Below are 16,890 nucleotides of genomic sequence, written 5' to 3'. Positions count from 1 at the left end.
GTTCCAGTGCCCGCGCGCGCCATTCCCTCGTATCCGCGCCACGGAGCGCGTGTCAGAACCGCGCGCCCTCGCGAATGAAGGTGCCGTTCTGCAGGTCGTTCACCGCCTGGATCAATTCCTGGCGGGTGTTCATGACGATCGGTCCGTGCCAGGCCACCGGCTCGCGGATCGGCGCACCGGAGACCAGCAGGAAGCGTACACCGTGCTCGCCCGCCGTCACGGTCACCTCGTCTCCGGTGCCGAAACGCACCAGCGTGCGGTCGCCCGACATGTCGCGCACATGCACCTCCTCGCCGTCGACTTCCTTTTCAAGCAGCACGCCGAACGGACGCGAGGCATCGCGGAAGGACGCCGAGCCCTCGAACACATAGGCGAAGGCCTGCCTGTAGGTGTCGACCGGCAGCCGCTTGGTGCGCCCGGCCGGCACCGAGACGTCGAGATACTGCGGATCGGCGGCGATGCCGTCGACCGGACCGTTCCGGCCCCAGAACGATCCGCAGATGACGCGCACCACCGTGCCGTCGTCGTCGACGATCTCCGGGATCTCGCCGGAAGGGACGTCCTGATAGCGCGGGCTGGTCATCTTCAGCGAAGACGGCAGGTTCGCCCAGAGCTGGAAGCCGTGCATCCGCCCGTTCGGATCGCCCTTGGGCATCTCCTGGTGCATGATGCCGCTGCCGGCGGTCATCCACTGGATGTCGCCCGCCCCCAGCGAGCCGCGATTGCCGAGGCTGTCGCCATGGTCGACCGTGCCGGACAGTACATAGGTGATGGTCTCGATGCCCCGGTGCGGGTGCCAGGGGAAGCCCTTGCGATAATGTTCCGGGTCCTCGTTGCGAAAATCGTCGAACATCAGGAACGGATCGAACTGGGTCGGGTCCCCGAAGCCGAAGGCCCGGTGCAGATGCACGCCCGCGCCCTCGAGCGTGGGCTTCGCGGCGGTGGACTGGACAACTGGTCTGACGGACATGGCCTGTCTCCTCGTGTTCCGCGCGCCCGCGTCCTGCAGGGGCACGGGCCGCAATGCGGATCCTCAAGCACAAAGATAGGCGTCGGAGAGGCCCGCGTCAGCGGGTGCCATGCGGACGCAGTGTTCACGCCACGGTTGACAGTCTCCGGCCCTGAACCCGGCTCACACGCTGACCACGAGCGGCGTTTCGGGCCCGATCCTCTCCAGAAGCAGCAACATGTCGCGGCGGGACACCGCGATGCAGCCCTCCGTCGGCGTGTAGCCGGGCCGGGCAATATGGATGAACAATGCGCTGCCGCGCCCGGCAACCGGCGCAAGCACGTTCACGTCTGGCACCAGCACCACGTCGTAAAGCCCGTCGTCGCGCCACATGCGCTCGTGCGAGGCGTCAAAGGGCAGCGCGACGGGCCGGTTGTAGGCGGGGTGGCCCGGCGCATCGCACCAGCCCAGCTCCGGCGACAGCGGCACCATCGGCAACCGCGTGCGCGGGCGGACCATCCGGTCGGGGCGGTAGAAACCGAAAAGCACGGGAAACACGCCCGTCACCGTCTTGCCGTCACCCTCGCGCTTGGAGCGGGTCATGCCCGAACGGCCCAGCGCACACGCGAGCGTGATCGCCCCGACCGACAGCCGTCCTTTCGTGGCGCGCGCACCGCTTGCCCGCACCACGCAGGGCGTTTCCCCACCACAAGGGAGAGGGGCGCGGGCGAAACGGGCGGCCGCCAGGCGGGCGCGGGCGGCAAGCAGGGCTGGAACCATCACCGGACACTCAAGGTTGCGTGAACGAGATTTGTTGCGCGCCGGGCCGGGAAACGTCAATCCGGGCTCGCGTGATCGTGTTCGCTTGCCTAAGTGTTGCGAAGCGGATTTGAATGATCCGGCGGAGGGTTGGCGAAACGCGCCGGCCGGACGATCCACCGGAGTCAACGGAGGACCCACGATGAGCGCACGCAAGATCCTGATCGTCGACGACGACGACGACCTGCGCGAGGCTCTGGTCGAGCAGCTTTCGCTCTACGACGAGTTCGAGACCCGCGAGGCCCCCAACGCCGCGACAGGGCTCCAGCTCGCCGAGAACGGCCATGTGGACCTTCTGCTGATGGACGTCGGCCTTCCCGACATCGACGGGCGCGAGGCGGTCAAGCTGCTGCGCAAGAAGGGCTTCAAGGCGCCGATCATCATGCTGACGGGCCATGACACCGACAGCGACACGATCCTGGGGCTGGAGGCGGGCGCCAACGACTATGTGCCCAAGCCGTTTAAGTTTGCCGTGCTTCTGGCGCGCATCCGCGCCCATCTGCGCTCGCACGAACAGAGCGAGGACGCGGTGTTCACCATCGGGCGCTTCTCCTTCCGTCCGGCGCAGAAGCTCATGACCGACGAGAAGGGCTCCAAGATCCGCCTCACGGAGAAGGAAACCTCGATCCTGAAGTTCCTTTACCGGGCCGGCGAGAAGCCGGTCACCCGGGACGTGCTGCTCACCAAGGTCTGGGGCTACAATTCCGGCGTCACCACGCACACGCTGGAAACCCACATCTACCGCCTGCGCCAGAAGGTGGAGCGCGATCCGTCCAGCGCCGAGCTCCTCGTCACCGAGGGCGGCGGTTACAAGCTGGTTCCCTGAGGGCGCAATGCGCCGGCGGAATGAAGCGAACGGGATCCGCCCTCAGGCGGCGGCTTCCGCGCCCCGACCGACGATCTCCACCACCTCGCGCATGATGTCGGTGAGCTGGAAGTTCTTCGGCGTATAGACCGCCGCGACGCCCATGGCGCGCAGCCGTGCCGCGTCCTCGTCCGGGATGATGCCGCCGACGACAACGGGAATGTCGTCGATCCCCGCCGCCGCGAGCCGCTCCATCACGTCGCGCACCAGCGCCAGATGCGACCCGGAGAGGATCGACAGGCCGATGACATGCACGTCCTCCTCCAGCGCGGCATTGACGATCTGCGCCGGCGTCAGCCGGATGCCCTCGTAGACCACCTCCATGCCGCAGTCGCGGGCACGAACCGCGATCTGTTCCGCGCCGTTGGAGTGGCCGTCGAGACCGGGCTTGCCGACGAGGAACTTGAGCCGGCGCCCCAGCTTGCGCGACACCGTGTCGACGGCCTCGCGCACCGGGGCGAGCTCGCCCGCGTCGGCCCTGGCCGCCTTGCCGACCCCCGTCGGCGCGCGGTACTCGCCGAACACCTCGCGCAGCGCCGCCCCCCATTCGCCCGTGGTCACGCCGGCCTTCGCCGCGGCGATGGACGGCTCCATGATGTTGGAGCCCTCGCTGGCCGCGCGCTTCAGCACCTCCAGCGCCTCGGCCACGGCCGCGTCGTCGCGCGCCTCGCGCCAGGCCGTAAGGCTCGCCACCGCCTCGCCCTCCACATGCTCGGGCACGGTGAGGATACCGCCGTCCTCGCCGGCCGACAGCGGCGAGGGCTCGGTCTCGGTGAAACGGTTGACCCCGACCACCACCTGCTCGCCCGCCTCGATGGCGGCAAGCCGGTCCGCGTTGGAGGCGACCAGCGCCTGTTTCATGTAGCTGGTTTCCACCGCCGCGATGGCCCCGCCCATGGCCTCGATGCGCTGCAGTTCAGCGCGCGCGGCCGTCTTGAGATCCTCGACCTTCGCCGTGATCTCGTCCGACCCGTCGAAAATGTCGCCGAACTCGAGAAGGTCGGTCTCATAGGCCAGGATCTGCTGCATCCTGAGCGACCATTGCTGGTCGAAGGGACGCGGCAGGCCCAGCGCCTCGTTCCAGGCCGGAAGCTGCACGGCCCGGGCGCGGGCGTTCTTCGACAGCACCACGGCCAGCGCCTCGATGAGGATGCGGTAGACGTTGTTCTCCGGCTGCTGTTCGGTCAGCCCCAGCGAGTTCACCTGCACCCCGTAACGGAATCGGCGGAAGCGCTCGTCCTCCACATCGTAGCGGGTGAGGCAGATCTCGTCCCAAAGCTCGGTGAAGGCGCGCATCTTGCAGATTTCGGTGATGAAACGCATGCCCGCGTTGACGAAGAAGGAAATGCGTCCCACCGCCTCGGGAAAGTCGTCCGGCTCGATGGCGCCAGACGCCCGCACCTCGTCCAGGATCGCGATCGCGGTCGCCAGTGCGAAGGACAGCTCCTGCACCGGCGTCGCCCCCGCCTCCTGCAGATGATAGGAACACACGTTCATCGGGTTCCACTTCGGCATCGCCCGATAGGTCCAGGCGATGACGTCGCGGGTCAGCCTCAGCGAGGGCCCCGGCGGAAAGACGTAGGTTCCGCGCGAGAGATATTCCTTGATGACGTCGTTCTGGGTCGTGCCGGAGAGCTTCGTCCGGTCCGCGCCCTGTTCGTCCGCCGCCGCCACATAGAGCGCCAGCAGCCAGGGAGCCGTGGCGTTGATGGTCATGGACGTGTTCATCTGCTCGAGCGGGATGCCGTCGAACAGCGCCCGCATGTCGCCCAGATGCGCGACCGGCACGCCGACCTTGCCCACCTCGCCACGCGACAGCACGTGATCCGGGTCGTAGCCGGTCTGCGTCGGCAGGTCGAAGGCCACCGACAGTCCGGTCTGCCCCTTGGCGAGATTGCTCCGGTAGAGCGCGTTGGAGGCGGCGGCCGTGGAATGCCCCGCGTAGGTGCGGAAGATCCACGGGCGATCACGCCCGCCCGCTGTTGCACCCGTCCGCTTCCCGCCCGTCTCGCTCATCTTTTTCTCCCGCAACCGGGGCTCTTCGTGCCGTTGCCGGCGGCCCCTCCCGTCCTGTTCGCCAGCCCCCCGGGCAGCGGTCCGAAACCGCCCGTCCGGCGACCTGCCGCCCACGGTGGCGTGTCCCTCCCGGACACACAATCCTATTGCAATGCAAAAATCACTCTTGGGCAAACACGAAAATTAAGCAATAGTCGAATAGCGGAGCATCCGTTTTTCGAACGATAGTTTCGTGAAGCTGGCGAAACATCGCTTCCGCCCGTCAATTCGGGCTGAAATGATGATGCATCGCAACATGATGCGGCCACCCGTCATCCCCGCAAGGCGGGATCGGGTGGGGAGGACTGCCCGTTCCGGCCGGACTGGGGGCCGGGGCGGCGCCACGGAATACGGACGGGAGGACGACAGCAGAATGGCCACAGCGCAGCAAGCCAACGACAATCGGGAAGCGGGAGACCGTCCTGTGAAGGATCTCTATGAAATCGGCGAGATCCCGCCGCTCGGCCATGTTCCGAAGAACATGTACGCCTGGACCATCCGCCCGGACCGTCACGGTCCGCCGGAAGAGGCGATGAAGCTCGAGGTGGTTCCCACCTGGGAGCTCGACAGCCACGAGGTGCTGGTCCTGGTGATGGCGGCGGGTGTCAACTACAACGGCATCTGGGCCGGGCTCGGCGAGCCGATCTCGGTCTTCAAGGTGCACGACATGCCCTTCCACATCGCGGGATCGGACGCATCGGGCATCGTCTGGGCCGTCGGCTCCAAGGTGAAGCGCTGGAAGGTGGGCGACGAGGTCGTGATCCACTGCAACCAGGACGACGGCGACGACGAGGAATGCAACGGCGGCGATCCGATGTTCTCGCCCACCCAGCGCATCTGGGGCTACGAGACGCCGGACGGCTCCTTCTCCCAGTTCTGCCGGGTGCAGTCGCAGCAGCTCATGCCGCGCCCCAAGCACCTGACCTGGGAGGAGAGCGCCTGCTACACGCTGACGCTCGCCACCGCCTACCGCATGTTGTTCGGCCATGCGCCGCACCAGCTTCGCCCGGGCCAGAACGTTCTCGTGTGGGGCGCCTCGGGCGGTCTCGGCGTGTTCGGCATCCAGCTCGCGGCGGCGGCCGGCGCCAATGCGATCGGCGTGATCTCCGACGAGGACAAGCGCGACTACGTGCTCTCGCTCGGCGCCAGGGGCGTGATCAACCGCAAGGATTTCAACTGCTGGGGCCAGATGCCCAAGGTGAACTCACCCGAATACGCCGAGTGGCTCAAGGAGGCGCGGCGCTTCGGCAAGGCGATCTGGGAAATCACCGGCAAGGGCAACGACGTGGACATGGTGTTCGAACACCCCGGAGAGGCGACCTTCCCGGTCTCCACGCTGGTGGTGAAGCGCGGCGGCATGGTCGTTTTCTGCGCCGGCACGACGGGCTTCAACATCACCTTCGACGCCCGCTATGTCTGGATGCGCCAGAAGCGCATCCAGGGTTCCCACTTCGCCCACCTCAAGCAGGCGTCCGAAGCCAACAAGGCCGTCATCGACCGGCGCATCGACCCCTGCATGAGCGAGGTCTTCCCCTGGGACGACATTCCCGCCGCCCACACCAAGATGTGGAAGAACCAGCATGCTCCGGGCAACATGGCCGTGCTCGTGAACGCGCCGGTGACAGGGCTGCGCACGCTCGAGGATGTCCTTGCCGCGGGGCGCGAGTAAACGCGCCCCGGCGATTCCGACCCGGTCGCGGAGGCGGGATGCCGCCTGCCTCCGCGACACTCTTCCGGCACTCGACAGGAGCCGGCAAGCGTGAAAGGCTTTCTCAATCGCTGCCGTGTATACGCTCCGATCTTCACCGAACGCACGTGCCTGCCTTCAAAAGGCCTCCGGAGCGTTCGATGACACCCGGCGTGTGCCATGCCGCCCGTCCGGCGGCTTCTCCCCGAGCGAGGCCCCATGACCTTTCGCGCTTCCTTTCCCCTCATTTCCCTTGCCGTCGCCGGCGCTCTCGCCGCCACCCTGGGGGCCTGCACGCCCGACCGCGCGACCGTGCCGCCCTATTACGCCGATCTAGCCCGGGTCGATGCGCAGGTGGATGCCGCCACCGCGGCCCAGATGATCTCCAGCTATCGCCAGAACAACGGCAAGCCGCCCCTCACCGTCGATCCCGCGCTGATGCAGGCCGCCCGCAAGCAGGCCGTCGCCATGGCGGAGGCCGGTGACGTGCGCGCCTCGCTGCAGCCCGGCAACACGCTGAAGGCCCGCCTTGCCGCCGTCGGCGAGCCGAACACCCACGCCGTCGAGAACGTCAGCGCCGGCTACCGCACCCTTGCCGAGGCCTTCTCCGGCTGGCGGGAATCCCCCTCCCACAACGCCGTTCTGCTTGACGACAAGGCGACCCGGATGGGAATCGCGACGGCGCATTCCTCCGGGTCCAAGTACCGGGTGTTCTGGTCGCTGGTGCTTGCCGCACCGCCGACCGCCCGGTAAACCTCCCCGGTCGCCGCGCGGGACGGCGGCCGGCACAACCGAACGAGACCAGATGATCGACGGACTTCCCCCCGCGACGAGCCTCGAGGTGCTTTCGGACCGCTTCCGCTGGCAGCTCCCGGACAATTGCAACATGGCGTGGCTGGCCTGCGACCGGCACGCCGCCGTCACGCCCGACCGGCCGGCGCTCATCCACCTGGGACCGGGAGGCGAACGCCAGTCCTGGACCTACGGCCGACTTGCGGCCGCATCCAGCCGGCTCGCCAACGCGCTCGCCGCCAATGGCGTGGCGCGCGGCGACCGGGTCGCCCTGCTCTTGCCCCAGGCGCCCGAGACCCTGCTCACCCATCTGGCGGTCTACAAGCTCGGCGCCATCGCGGTGCCGCTCGCCAGCCTCTTCGGCGCCGATGCCCTGCGCTATCGCCTCACCCATTCAGGCGCCTCGGCAATCGTCACGGATGCCGCCGGCCTCGCCAAGATCGATGCGCTCGACGACGCCCTGCCCGACCTGCGCCTGCGCATTCTCACCGGGCCCGTCGCCGGCGCCTTGCCCGCGGGCACCGCATCCTTCGACGCGCTTCTCGCCCGGGCGAGCGAGCGCTTCGACGCCCGCGTGAGCGGGCCGGACGAACCGGCGCTGATGATCTACACCTCCGGCACCACGGGCCAGCCCAAGGGCGCGCTGCACGGGCACCGGGTGCTGCCCGGCCATTTGCCCGGCATCGCCATGTCGCAGGAGTTCATGCCGCGCGAGGGCGACCTTCTGTGGACGCCCGCCGACTGGGCCTGGGCGGGCGGTCTGCTCAATGCGCTGTTTCCCGCCCTTACCTTCGGCGTGCCGGTGATCTCGGGCGGGCTTGCCCGCTTCGACCCGGACGAGGCCTTCGCCTTGATGGCGCGCGAGAAGGTGCGCAACGCCTTCATTCCGCCGACGGCGCTGAAGATGATGCGCGCCGTTCCCGATCCGCGCGCGCGCCATCCGCTTGTCCTGCGCAGCCTGGGCTCGGCCGGGGAGGCGCTCGGACGCGAGACCTTCGACTGGGCCATCGCGGAGCTCGGCCTTCCGGTCAACGAGTTCTACGGCCAGACCGAGTGCAACGCTGTCATCGCCTCCTGCGCCGGTCTCGGCGTCAGCCGCTCCGGCACCATCGGGCGCGCGGTGCCCGGCCACGAGGTGGCGGTCGTCGACGAGGACGGCGGCAGGCTCGCCCCCGGCGAGCAGGGCCAGATCGTGGTGCGCGCTCCGGATCCGGTCATGTTCCTCGGCTACTGGAACGACCCCGACGCCACCCGGGCCAAGTTTCTCGGCGAGTGGATGCTCACCGGCGACCAGGGCATTGCCGACGAGGACGGTTACATCCGCTTCGTGGGGCGCGACGACGACCTCATCACCTCGGCCGGCTACCGCATCGGCCCGAGCGAGATCGAGGACTGCCTGCTGTCACACCCGGCCGTCAGCCTTGCGGCGGCGGTGGGAAAGCCCGACGCGCTGCGCACCGAGATCGTCACCGCCTTCATCGTTCCGTCAGAGGGGGTGACGCCCGACGCCGAGCTTGCGGATCGTATTCGCGACCATGTGCGCACGCAGCTCTCCGCGCACGAATATCCGCGCGAGATCCACTTCGTCGACGCACTGCCGCTGACCACGACCGGAAAGGTCATCCGCCGCCATTTACGCGAGCGGCTGTCGAAGGAAACGCTCGCCGCCGGATCGGCCTGATTATCGCGCCCCGCGCCTGCGTCTCAGCGCATCGCGCAACCGGCGGGCAAGGGCGCGCGCGCGCCCTTCAAGCGCGATGTCGCGGGCACCGAGCCACACCCGCCACCGGGCGCCCCGTGCCGTGGAACAGAGCCCCGTGCCGCAGGACACCTCCCCGCGCCACAGCGGCGCGATCATCGCGTGTCCCGGAATGGCGAGCGAATCCGCGTCCGTGATACCGGTCTCCTCCGCTCCGTCCAGGGTCGCGCGCATGGCCGCCCGTGCCACCTGGGCGCCGGGCGAATAGGCGTCGAACGCCTCGTCATGGGCGATCTTCCAGGCATGGAACCTTGCGCCGTCGCGAATCTGCACCAGCATGGCGACCGGCTTGTCTCCCAGTGCGATGCGGTCGATCACCAACCGCCCCCGTGCCGCAAGCGACAGAAGGAAGTCTCGCGCGAAACCGGCCCGCGCGGGCTCGACGGCAAGCGCGGTTCCCGCACGCCCCTTCCAGCCCGAGGCCTCCAGGTCCAGGAACGCGTCGATGGCCGCCGCATCCACCTCGCCGGCGCCGATCCGCGTGACCGTCAGTGGCCCCTGCTCGGCAAGACGACGCCCCAGCCGGCGCAATTCCTTGCGCCGGTGCGCCCGAACCCCGGCGAACTGCGCCTCGCCCTCGCGCCCGGTCGCATGTCCGGCGCGAACGCTCCGCCCGGCCACGCGAAAGGCGCCGTTCCCCTGTTGCACGGCCGCGCGAAGCATGTCCGCCACCGGTCCGTCCGTCCGCAGGAAGGGCAAGGCGACCAGCCGCGTTCCACACGCCCCGGCCGCCCCTTCAAGCAGAAATGCGAGCGCCGCCACGGCGGCGTCCCGGCCAAGGCGACCGTCCACCAGCGGCGTGCCGAGCGGCCCGTAGGCTCCGGCGAGCCCGCAGGCGGCGGGCATGAACAGTCCGGCGCGCGCCCGGCGAACGGGCAGCAACGCGAGACAGGCGCCGGCGCCATCGCGCACGGCCACCACATGCACGCGCCCGCCGTGATCGACGCCCTCCAGATAGGGCAGCAGAAATTCGGGCCGGAAGAAGGGGTTGGGCTCGAGCGCGGCATCCGCGAGCCGCGTCCAGGCAGGCAGATGCGGTTCCGCCTCGTGCGGCGCGAAGACGACAAGCGAAAGTCCGGCCGCGCCGCCAACGCCCGGCACGAGCGTCAGGTCGGGCCGTACGGGCGGCTGTCCTGCGGGCGTCTCCTCCACCATGCGCTCCACGTTTGCCACTGTCGGGTCCCCGCTTTCTCGTCGCGCATCTCGCGCAAAACGCGTGAACCCACTCTGCCACAGCCGGACATCCGGCGCGCGGACAGGCTTAACCCTTGGTTAACCGACGACCCGTCTCACACGGCCCCGCCATCGCCGCTGCCGCGCCACACCAGCGGGTCGACCCCGAGGCGTCTCCGCGCCTGGCAGGCGAGCGCGCCGGCCTCGAACACCATTGCGCTCGCGGTCGCCACCGCCGCGCCGAGGATGCCGAACAGCGGGATCAGCGCGAGGTTGAGCGCCACATTGAGCACGAAGGCCGCCATATAGACGCGCGCGCAGGCGGACTGCTGGTCGGCCATGGTCAGCAGCGCGTCCACGGGCCCCACGGCGGCGCGCGCCAGCACGCCGACGAGCAGCACCAGGATCACCGGGTAGCCGGACAGGAACCCGGGCCCGAACAGCGACAGCAGGAAGGGGCCGGCGAGCGCCAGGACACCGCAAAGGGCGAGCGTCGGCCAGAAGGTCCAGCGCGCGGCGGCATCGACCAGCCGGGCGAGCTCCTGTCCCTCGCCGGCATGATGCAGGCGCGAGAAGCGGTGCGCGGTCGCCGAGCGCACGGCGAAATAAACGAAATGGGCAAGCGCCGGTGTCTTGGAGGCCGCGAAATAGATCGCCACCTGGTCCGGCGGCAGGAAGAAGCTGACCATCACCACGTCGGCGCTGGTGATGAGCTGGAAGAACCCCTCGACGAAGAGAATGGGCAGCGACAACCGCAGCCAGATGCCGAAGGAAAACGACTCGCGCGCCGGCCGCCGCCTGGGCGCGTCTCCGCGCAGGCGCGCCAGCTTGCGGGCCACGACGAGCCCCTGCACGAGGGTCACGCCCCAGGTGGCGACGATGGTGACGAGACAGGCGGAGGTGGCGGTGGCCGGGGCACCCCACAGCACGGCGCCGATCATGCCGAGAAGGATCGCCAGCGGCCGCCAGATGAAGGTCGGCAGCATGGCGAGCAGCGTCCAGTCGTGGGCACGCGCGATGCCGTCCTGGATGCTGCCGATGGTGAACATGGGCAGGCAGACGGCGCCGAGCACCAGTGGCAGGACGTAGTAGGAGGCGATCAGGTCGCCGGAGAGATGCACGACGGCGATCCCGACGAGCGCCACCAGCGTCGCGGCCAGCCCGCCGGCCGCGCGGCTTCCCGCCAGAAGCGCCGTCAGCCGATCCTCGTCGCCGGTCGCGCGATACTCGGGAATGAGCCTGAGGACGGAGGAGGAAAAGCCGAGCGGCGTGAAGATGCCCAGCACCACCACGAAGGTCCACACCACCGCGTAGATGCCGTACTCGTGGCCGCCCATGAGCCGGGCAAGCAGCACCTGCATCACATAGGCGAGGGCGGCGCCGAAAATGCGCGTGGCGAAGACGACGAGCGCCATGCGCTGCGCGCGCGCCTCGTCGGCCTCGCCCGACAGAACGCCGCGCAGCCGCCGCCCGACGGGCGCAAGGCGCGTACGCAGCGGCGACGGCAGCACGCGAAGCGCCAGCCGTTCCAGCATGGCCTCGACGCGCGCACCCGCCCCCGGGGAAGCCCGCCTCGTCACGTGGCGCGCCCCGCCCGTGCCTGCCCAGAAAGATGAGGGGTCCTCGCCCGCGTCATCCCGTTCCTTCCCCTTCCACTGTCACGGCGAGCGGTTTTCACCGGCCGTGTCCCGGATCATCATGCATTCCGTACATTTAACATTCCTTGCGAGACCGGCCGAAGTCCCGCCTCGGGCAAGGCTCACGATTGCGTGAAGGGTTTTCGGGTCGCCGCGACCGCTGCTGGGGACGAGCCCGGACGCTTGCGCGAAATCTCGTCGTTTCCTCTTGCGCGGCGCGCCCGTGTCCGCTATCAAGCGGCCACCTCGGCACGGGTCCCGGTCAGGGCGGAACGGCTTATGCCACGACGTCCTCTCGCATGTCTGGTGGGAACGGGCCTCCTGATCCGGGGGACGGAAGCGAGCTTCCGTGCGGCGAAGCGCAAGAGCGTCTCGCAAGACAGACATGACATAGCGGGCGACCTTCGACCCGCGTTTGGTGCGCCGGTGTAGCTCAGTTGGTAGAGCACGTCATTCGTAATTAGCGGGTCCGCTAGAGAATGAGGTTCGAAGCCAGCGGGTTGGCGGGGAAATGAAGAATATAGTAGGGCGATAGTAGGTCGCTCTGCGTTTGGTAGGCCGCATTAGCTCAGTTGGTAGAGCACATCATTCGTAATGATGGGGTCAGGTGTTCGAGTCACCTATGCGGCACCACTTCCTCCAGAGATTTAGAAGTCAGGACGTTTGGCAGAGTCGTAGCCCACGTTCGCGGTGAGCGAAACACTTCTAGTCTGGCAGTTCGTTTAGAAGGTGCTCGGCCAGAGCGCGAGCGGCCATTGGCGGCGGCGAGAAGGCAAGGTGTCGTTGCCGGAATATGCCCACTAGAAGCGACGCTGCGAAGCACCAGAAATGATCGTCGTCCGACAAAGGCGTATTGTGCAGCAACGTCGTCAATCTGGTCTTGATCGAAAAGTAGTCGCAGTTCCCGCCATATTGCGGGGTGACCTCGTGGAGGATCAGCGCTGCAAGCGCAAGTCCCATCGAACGCTTCCTTAAGACCTCAAGATAGTTGTGGCCGTGACCCTTGGCGTATTCCGCCAGCTTTGCGGTCATAAACTCCCGAGCCCACACGTCCGCCTGCAATTCTTCCTCCTTCCTGTCATCGGGACGTTTGCCGTCGAAGTCGAGCATTACGTGCCTGAACTCATGAAAGAAGGTGAAAGCTGTGGCTAACACTGTGAGGTCGAACGTCGCTTGATACTGATTGTCAGCGATAGCGTTTCGATCTGTTGACGGACGGGGGATGTCGTCGGGCCACGGTGCAGCGTTAACGTCTCGCTCATTGATGAGGCGGAGAGCAGCGGCAAGCCTTTCTTTGTAGTTGCGCTCTACCTCCGGAAGGTCGCTATCGTCATCAAACAAATCCGTCAGGGTTTTTCCGCAAGGCTCCGACAGGACAACGTGAGGGCTGTAGCACTCTATCGCGCGCCAGCCGGAAAAGCCGATCAGCCAGAACACTTCCATCGTTTTCGGATTAAACTTGATCCGCTCTTTGGTGGCATCGAGGGTAATGCCCGGACCGTCATCCGCAACGACGACGTCTGGATGGTACTTAACCCAGAGGGCGTCGATTTCGTCGCTCCGCTCTGGCGTAGCACCTTTCATGAGCGCCTGTATGATGTCTTTCGGCTGCTGCAAATCCAATGTCTTCATGCTTCCGTCCAGCAACCCGCCATTCTGCGCAGCTATACACTCTCCGCAGCAAAAAGCGCTGCCACATCTACTCCCAGCGCGTCGGCAACCTGCTCAACAGTCTCTAGTGTGACATTCATTTGCCCGGCTTCAATGCGGCTGACATAAGCCTGATCGGCGCCAATCCGCATCGCAAGCTCCTCTTGCGATACATTCAATGTCTTTCGCTGTTCTCTAACGGCTAGGCCGAAACGCTTCTTGATCTCCATGACCAAGAAGGAGCCGATAACCTATACAACTATCCATGTATTTTGATACATATTCCTGCTAAGCTGCCAGTACGAGGTCAATTCGGGGCATCCGATGGAAAACTACAATTTCTGGCAGGACTTCTTCGACACCTATCAGTCGCTGTCGGACTGGATGAAGACGCTGTGGCTGATCGTTCCTCCGACGTTCGCGCTGGGCGCGCTTTGGCTCGGCCTCGATTACCGGCTCAAGAGCAGGTCTCCAAAAGCAACCGGGAACGGAATGCTCGCCTACACGGTGTTCGCCGATGAGACCGGGATCTGGCGAATCCATGCCCATCAGGACGCGGAAGCGGTGGCCGATGAGCGGCCCGAGGCAACCGTGCTGCCCCTGCCAGGCGCACACGCCCACACCCTGCCCAAACCGCCCGCCTCGGACGTCTGAGGCGGCTCTGAGGGCACACTAAAAGCCCGGCAGGTATAGCTGCTGCCGGGTTTTGTGGTTTTGAGGGGTTAGGCGGGTTTGCAGCGGTAGCGCGCGGTTGGCGCAAACCCGCAATACCCTGTCAAACCCGGCTATGGCTTCACGGTTGCCACTATCGTCAGAACGGGGATGGCCCGGCATCCTTTCCGTCCCGCGCCGTCGCGCTGACATCACGAACACGATAGGACTTCACACCCGAGCCATCAGATTCTGACAGCAGCACCAGACCGCCGACGATCCTGTCGACATGCTTGGCCAGAAACCGACCGACGCTGCGCGCGTTGAAGTGCTGGTATCGGGTGGTCGCGATCAACTCCGTGACAAGGTCCTGTGCCGGTCCCTTGCCTTGCTTATCCGCCATCGCCGCCAGTTCGGCGAGGGTCACGGGACGATCCTGCAGGGCCGACCGCCAGAGGCGAAGCAGATCGAGCAGCACCGCCTTGGCCGGGTCATCAGCAAGAATGCGCTCACGGGTATCGGCCGGATCGTCATGCCCGAGCCACAGAAGGGCTTCGCGCACAAGGTTCCAGGCTTCGAACGAACCGATTGTGTCGCGTGGCATCGGTCGTCCTGCCTCGATATAAGCGCGCAACACGGTCAGTCCCGCCATGACCAGTTCGGGGCGATTGGCCCGCGCCTCGACCCGTGGATCAAAGCTGAACTGTCGCTGGTCCGGTCGTTCCATGCCGGGGTCCATCCGACAGATCAGCGCGCGCCGCGTGACGTCGCCAGAGAGGGTCAGATTGTTCCCGGTCGCCATGACGAGGCAGCGTGTGGGTAACGTCCGCATCTCCGATTTGCCGAGAATGCGCGGGCGCACCCGTTCTTGCGTCAGCATGGAGCACAGGAAGTCGCCCTGAATGGGCCGGTCGCAATTGTCGATGATGATGACCTGATCGCCTGCCATGAGTACAGAGGACAGCCGCTTTTGATCCTCCTCTCCATTATAGCCCTGCGACAGCATCGCCGGCTTGTGCCCCGTGGCGATCACACCGATTGTCTCGGCGAGCAGCGATTTGCCCGTCCCCGCCGTTGGGGCATCGATGGCGAACAGCGGGGCGGCCGGAAACATCGGCCTGACCAGCGCCGTCAGCACTGCGACCAGCGTTACACTTCTGTCCGCCTCGCTGGCAAAGCAGAAATCGCGGAACGGCTTGGCGAGGACGGCGATGGCCTTTTCCGCGTCGGCCTTGGTCGGTGCTTCCGGGACCGCCGGAAACACCACATTCCCCGGATCGTAGAGTAGAGCGGTAGCAGGGTCGTATCCCGACTCCTGCAGCACCGTGCCGTCCGCCCGGAGCGTCGGGCTCTGGATCACGCCCTGAAGGAACGGAACCCGCCAATCGCCCACACGGGCCAGATAGGACACGGGCGCTTGCGCAGGCGGATCAACGCGCCTGACCGTGTCGTCTTTCTCCTTGAGCCATTTCGACGTGAGCGCGAATTGTTCGCGGAGCCATGCCGCGACGACCGGTTGAAGAATCAGTGCGCCGCTGTCGCGACCCACGCCATCTTCCTGGGCGCTGACGGTCAGACGCACCGGACGAACAAGGCTGTCATAGCGCTGGTATATCGGCACGCCCGCAGCAAGCAGAGCCGCTTCCGCCGCATCGACCGCTTGCGGCAGGAATCCGGGACGGACGAGGATGGCCGCGCCGTCCTCGCCCGGTCCGTCGCCGGAGATGCCAAACCATCCCCGGAGGGTGTCGGCCATCGGCTCGATACCGAGATGCTCGCAGAGCGCCGGTATGCCCCAGACGTCTTCGCCCGCGTCGAGGCGTTCACGTGCCACAGCCGCCTTGCCGCCGCGTTTGGCCGCTTCCTCGTCGCCGGCGAGCGTTGCGACGTGCTCGACCCAGCGGTCAACGTCATCGTCACCCCAACCTGCACGCACGAGAACGCCAGTCAGGGCGAGACAGATATTGTCGCGATTGCCCCGTGTCGGCGGATATTTGGACAGCACCACGGCGAGGGCAGCCGTTACCCCCGCCCGCCGCGATATGTCCTCGGGGTCCGCGTTAGGAACACTGCGCGGGTCATCGTGCCAGCGCACAGTTTCGCCGTTCGGGTGCACCGATGGCGGGACCATGGTCTGCAGCCCATCGCCGCGAAGCTCCAGCACCACAGACCGTTCCGCCTCGAACAGGTGGGTAGCGCTGGGCGGGATTTTGTATTGTCGGTTCTTCGGCAGCTTGCACCGGGCGAGGCGATGGCTCTGGGGTGATGTCGCCCGACCGAAGCTTGGCAAATCCGGTATGACGGCTTCCGCGATCCGCGCCGCTTCGGGCCAGTCGAAGTCGAGATCGACCAGCCCGCCCGACCTGTCGCCCAGCGCGATGCCCACATTATTGGTCGCGCCGAACTTGCGTGACAGTTCTTCGTCGGACAGGCGGGGCAGATCGCCCCACCTGCCCTTCGGCGCTTTCTTGCGCTCGGGGAGCACGAGCGGCTCCCAGCCGAGCCGGTTATAAAAGACCGCCGCGCCGGAGGGCGAGGCGAACTGCTGTTCCGCGGTGAGGCTGAAATCAGTCATGGCTACCAGCCTCCGGATCACAGACATTCCGCTCGACGTAGAGCAAAATGTCCGACCAGCGGTAGCGGATTGCGCCGCCCTTTTCCGAGGTCCCGAAGCGGATGTATTTGGGTCCCCAGCCGTAAACCCGTCCCTTGCACAGCCACGACTCGCTCATGGTGGTGAGGGTCGCGACCTGACCGGTCGTCAGGAGCCGGTCGGGGTGGCGGGGTTGCGCTTGGATTGCGGGAGTAAACGCGCCATCAGTATGGGCGCGAGACAATGCTGCGGTTTGCATA

The 16,890-nt window shown here is 66.6% G+C and carries 14 protein-coding genes and 1 tRNA gene; 6 read left to right on the top strand and 9 right to left on the bottom strand.

The genetic code is table 11. From position 1 onward, the window contains the following. Positions 1-52: 52 nt before the first annotated feature. Positions 53-970, bottom strand: coding sequence for a pirin family protein (locus ACYX4S_RS18415; RefSeq protein ID WP_293720663.1), 918 nt, complete (start codon positions 968-970; stop codon positions 53-55). Positions 971-1,132: 162 nt separating this feature from the next. After that, entirely contained in the window at positions 1,133-1,729 is a 597-nt protein-coding gene (locus tag ACYX4S_RS18410) for a L,D-transpeptidase family protein (protein ID WP_476361247.1), read from the bottom strand. Between the two features lie 181 nt (positions 1,730-1,910). On the opposite strand from ACYX4S_RS18410, the gene ACYX4S_RS18405 reads away from it, so the two are divergent. Continuing rightward, positions 1,911-2,594, top strand: a complete 684-nt coding sequence (locus tag ACYX4S_RS18405; protein ID WP_293720659.1) for a response regulator transcription factor — start codon at positions 1,911-1,913, stop codon at positions 2,592-2,594. 42 nt (positions 2,595-2,636) lie between these two features. On the opposite strand, the gene ACYX4S_RS18400 is transcribed toward ACYX4S_RS18405, so the two are convergent. Then, entirely contained in the window at positions 2,637-4,649 is a 2,013-nt protein-coding gene (locus tag ACYX4S_RS18400; RefSeq protein WP_476361246.1) for a methylmalonyl-CoA mutase family protein, read from the bottom strand. A 412-nt stretch (positions 4,650-5,061) separates the two neighbouring features. Here ACYX4S_RS18400 and ccrA point away from each other — a divergent pair, with 412 nt between their 5' ends. The 3 genes from ccrA to ACYX4S_RS18385 all read left to right on the top strand — a co-directional run bounded on the left by ccrA (position 5,062) and on the right by ACYX4S_RS18385 (position 8,848). Then, on the top strand, positions 5,062-6,357 hold the full coding sequence (gene ccrA, locus ACYX4S_RS18395; protein WP_476361245.1) for a crotonyl-CoA carboxylase/reductase: 1,296 nt from the start codon (positions 5,062-5,064) through the stop codon (positions 6,355-6,357). A gap of 237 nt (positions 6,358-6,594) precedes the next feature. Then, positions 6,595-7,128, top strand: coding sequence for a CAP domain-containing protein (locus ACYX4S_RS18390; RefSeq protein ID WP_476361244.1), 534 nt, complete (start codon positions 6,595-6,597; stop codon positions 7,126-7,128). A 52-nt stretch (positions 7,129-7,180) separates the two neighbouring features. After that, positions 7,181-8,848, top strand: coding sequence for an AMP-binding protein (locus tag ACYX4S_RS18385; protein ID WP_476361243.1), 1,668 nt, complete (start codon positions 7,181-7,183; stop codon positions 8,846-8,848). On the opposite strand, the gene ACYX4S_RS18380 is transcribed toward ACYX4S_RS18385, so the two are convergent. Together ACYX4S_RS18380 and ACYX4S_RS18375 are read right to left on the bottom strand one after the other, a co-directional pair. Continuing rightward, complete coding sequence (locus ACYX4S_RS18380) at positions 8,849-10,099, bottom strand: GNAT family N-acetyltransferase (RefSeq protein WP_476361242.1); 1,251 nt, start codon at positions 10,097-10,099, stop codon at positions 8,849-8,851. A 116-nt stretch (positions 10,100-10,215) separates the two neighbouring features. Then, complete coding sequence (locus ACYX4S_RS18375) at positions 10,216-11,679, bottom strand: oligosaccharide flippase family protein (protein WP_476361241.1); 1,464 nt, start codon at positions 11,677-11,679, stop codon at positions 10,216-10,218. Positions 11,680-12,293: 614 nt separating this feature from the next. On the opposite strand from ACYX4S_RS18375, the gene ACYX4S_RS18370 reads away from it, so the two are divergent. Next, positions 12,294-12,369 (top strand) — tRNA-Thr (locus ACYX4S_RS18370). Between the two features lie 72 nt (positions 12,370-12,441). On the opposite strand, the gene ACYX4S_RS18365 is transcribed toward ACYX4S_RS18370, so the two are convergent. Beyond that, positions 12,442-13,368, bottom strand: a complete 927-nt coding sequence (locus ACYX4S_RS18365; protein WP_476361240.1) for a phage exclusion protein Lit family protein — start codon at positions 13,366-13,368, stop codon at positions 12,442-12,444. 32 nt (positions 13,369-13,400) lie between these two features. Continuing rightward, positions 13,401-13,616 (bottom strand): helix-turn-helix domain-containing protein, encoded by a 216-nt coding sequence (locus ACYX4S_RS18360; RefSeq protein WP_449121093.1) that lies wholly within the window; start codon positions 13,614-13,616, stop codon positions 13,401-13,403. Between the two features lie 94 nt (positions 13,617-13,710). On the opposite strand from ACYX4S_RS18360, the gene ACYX4S_RS18355 reads away from it, so the two are divergent. After that, positions 13,711-14,040 (top strand): hypothetical protein, encoded by a 330-nt coding sequence (locus ACYX4S_RS18355; protein WP_476361239.1) that lies wholly within the window; start codon positions 13,711-13,713, stop codon positions 14,038-14,040. Between the two features lie 157 nt (positions 14,041-14,197). On the opposite strand, the gene ACYX4S_RS18350 is transcribed toward ACYX4S_RS18355, so the two are convergent. Beyond that, positions 14,198-16,612 carry a bifunctional DNA primase/polymerase gene (locus ACYX4S_RS18350; protein ID WP_476361238.1) on the bottom strand — a complete coding sequence of 805 codons (2,415 nt, stop codon included), beginning with the start codon at positions 16,610-16,612 and terminating at the stop codon, positions 14,198-14,200. Next, positions 16,605-16,769 carry a hypothetical protein gene (locus ACYX4S_RS18345; protein WP_158585165.1) on the bottom strand — a complete coding sequence of 55 codons (165 nt, stop codon included), beginning with the start codon at positions 16,767-16,769 and terminating at the stop codon, positions 16,605-16,607. The genes ACYX4S_RS18350 and ACYX4S_RS18345 overlap by 8 nt, the downstream gene beginning before the upstream one ends. Positions 16,770-16,890: the final 121 nt, after the last annotated feature.

Source organism: Stappia sp. ABD4_338 (assembly GCF_056312175.1).
Note: the sequence above shows the minus strand (reverse complement) of the source record. Positions and strands in the feature narration are given on the sequence as shown.

Bases quoted from the DNA above. Each gene is read 5' to 3' on its own strand.
- ccrA (WP_476361245.1), top strand. From the start codon at position 5,062: ATGGCCACAGCGCAGCAAGCCAACGACAATCGGGAAGCGGGAGACCGT.
- ACYX4S_RS18410 (WP_476361247.1), bottom strand. From the start codon at position 1,729: ATGGTTCCAGCCCTGCTTGCCGCCCGCGCCCGCCTGGCGGCCGCCCGT.
- ACYX4S_RS18415 (WP_293720663.1), bottom strand. From the start codon at position 970: ATGTCCGTCAGACCAGTTGTCCAGTCCACCGCCGCGAAGCCCACGCTC.
- ACYX4S_RS18385 (WP_476361243.1), top strand. From the start codon at position 7,181: ATGATCGACGGACTTCCCCCCGCGACGAGCCTCGAGGTGCTTTCGGAC.
- ACYX4S_RS18400 (WP_476361246.1), bottom strand. From the start codon at position 4,649: ATGAGCGAGACGGGCGGGAAGCGGACGGGTGCAACAGCGGGCGGGCGT.
- ACYX4S_RS18360 (WP_449121093.1), bottom strand. From the start codon at position 13,616: ATGGAGATCAAGAAGCGTTTCGGCCTAGCCGTTAGAGAACAGCGAAAG.
- ACYX4S_RS18355 (WP_476361239.1), top strand. From the start codon at position 13,711: ATGGAAAACTACAATTTCTGGCAGGACTTCTTCGACACCTATCAGTCG.
- ACYX4S_RS18350 (WP_476361238.1), bottom strand. From the start codon at position 16,612: ATGACTGATTTCAGCCTCACCGCGGAACAGCAGTTCGCCTCGCCCTCC.
- ACYX4S_RS18365 (WP_476361240.1), bottom strand. From the start codon at position 13,368: ATGAAGACATTGGATTTGCAGCAGCCGAAAGACATCATACAGGCGCTC.
- ACYX4S_RS18345 (WP_158585165.1), bottom strand. From the start codon at position 16,769: ATGAGCGAGTCGTGGCTGTGCAAGGGACGGGTTTACGGCTGGGGACCC.
- ACYX4S_RS18390 (WP_476361244.1), top strand. From the start codon at position 6,595: ATGACCTTTCGCGCTTCCTTTCCCCTCATTTCCCTTGCCGTCGCCGGC.
- ACYX4S_RS18405 (WP_293720659.1), top strand. From the start codon at position 1,911: ATGAGCGCACGCAAGATCCTGATCGTCGACGACGACGACGACCTGCGC.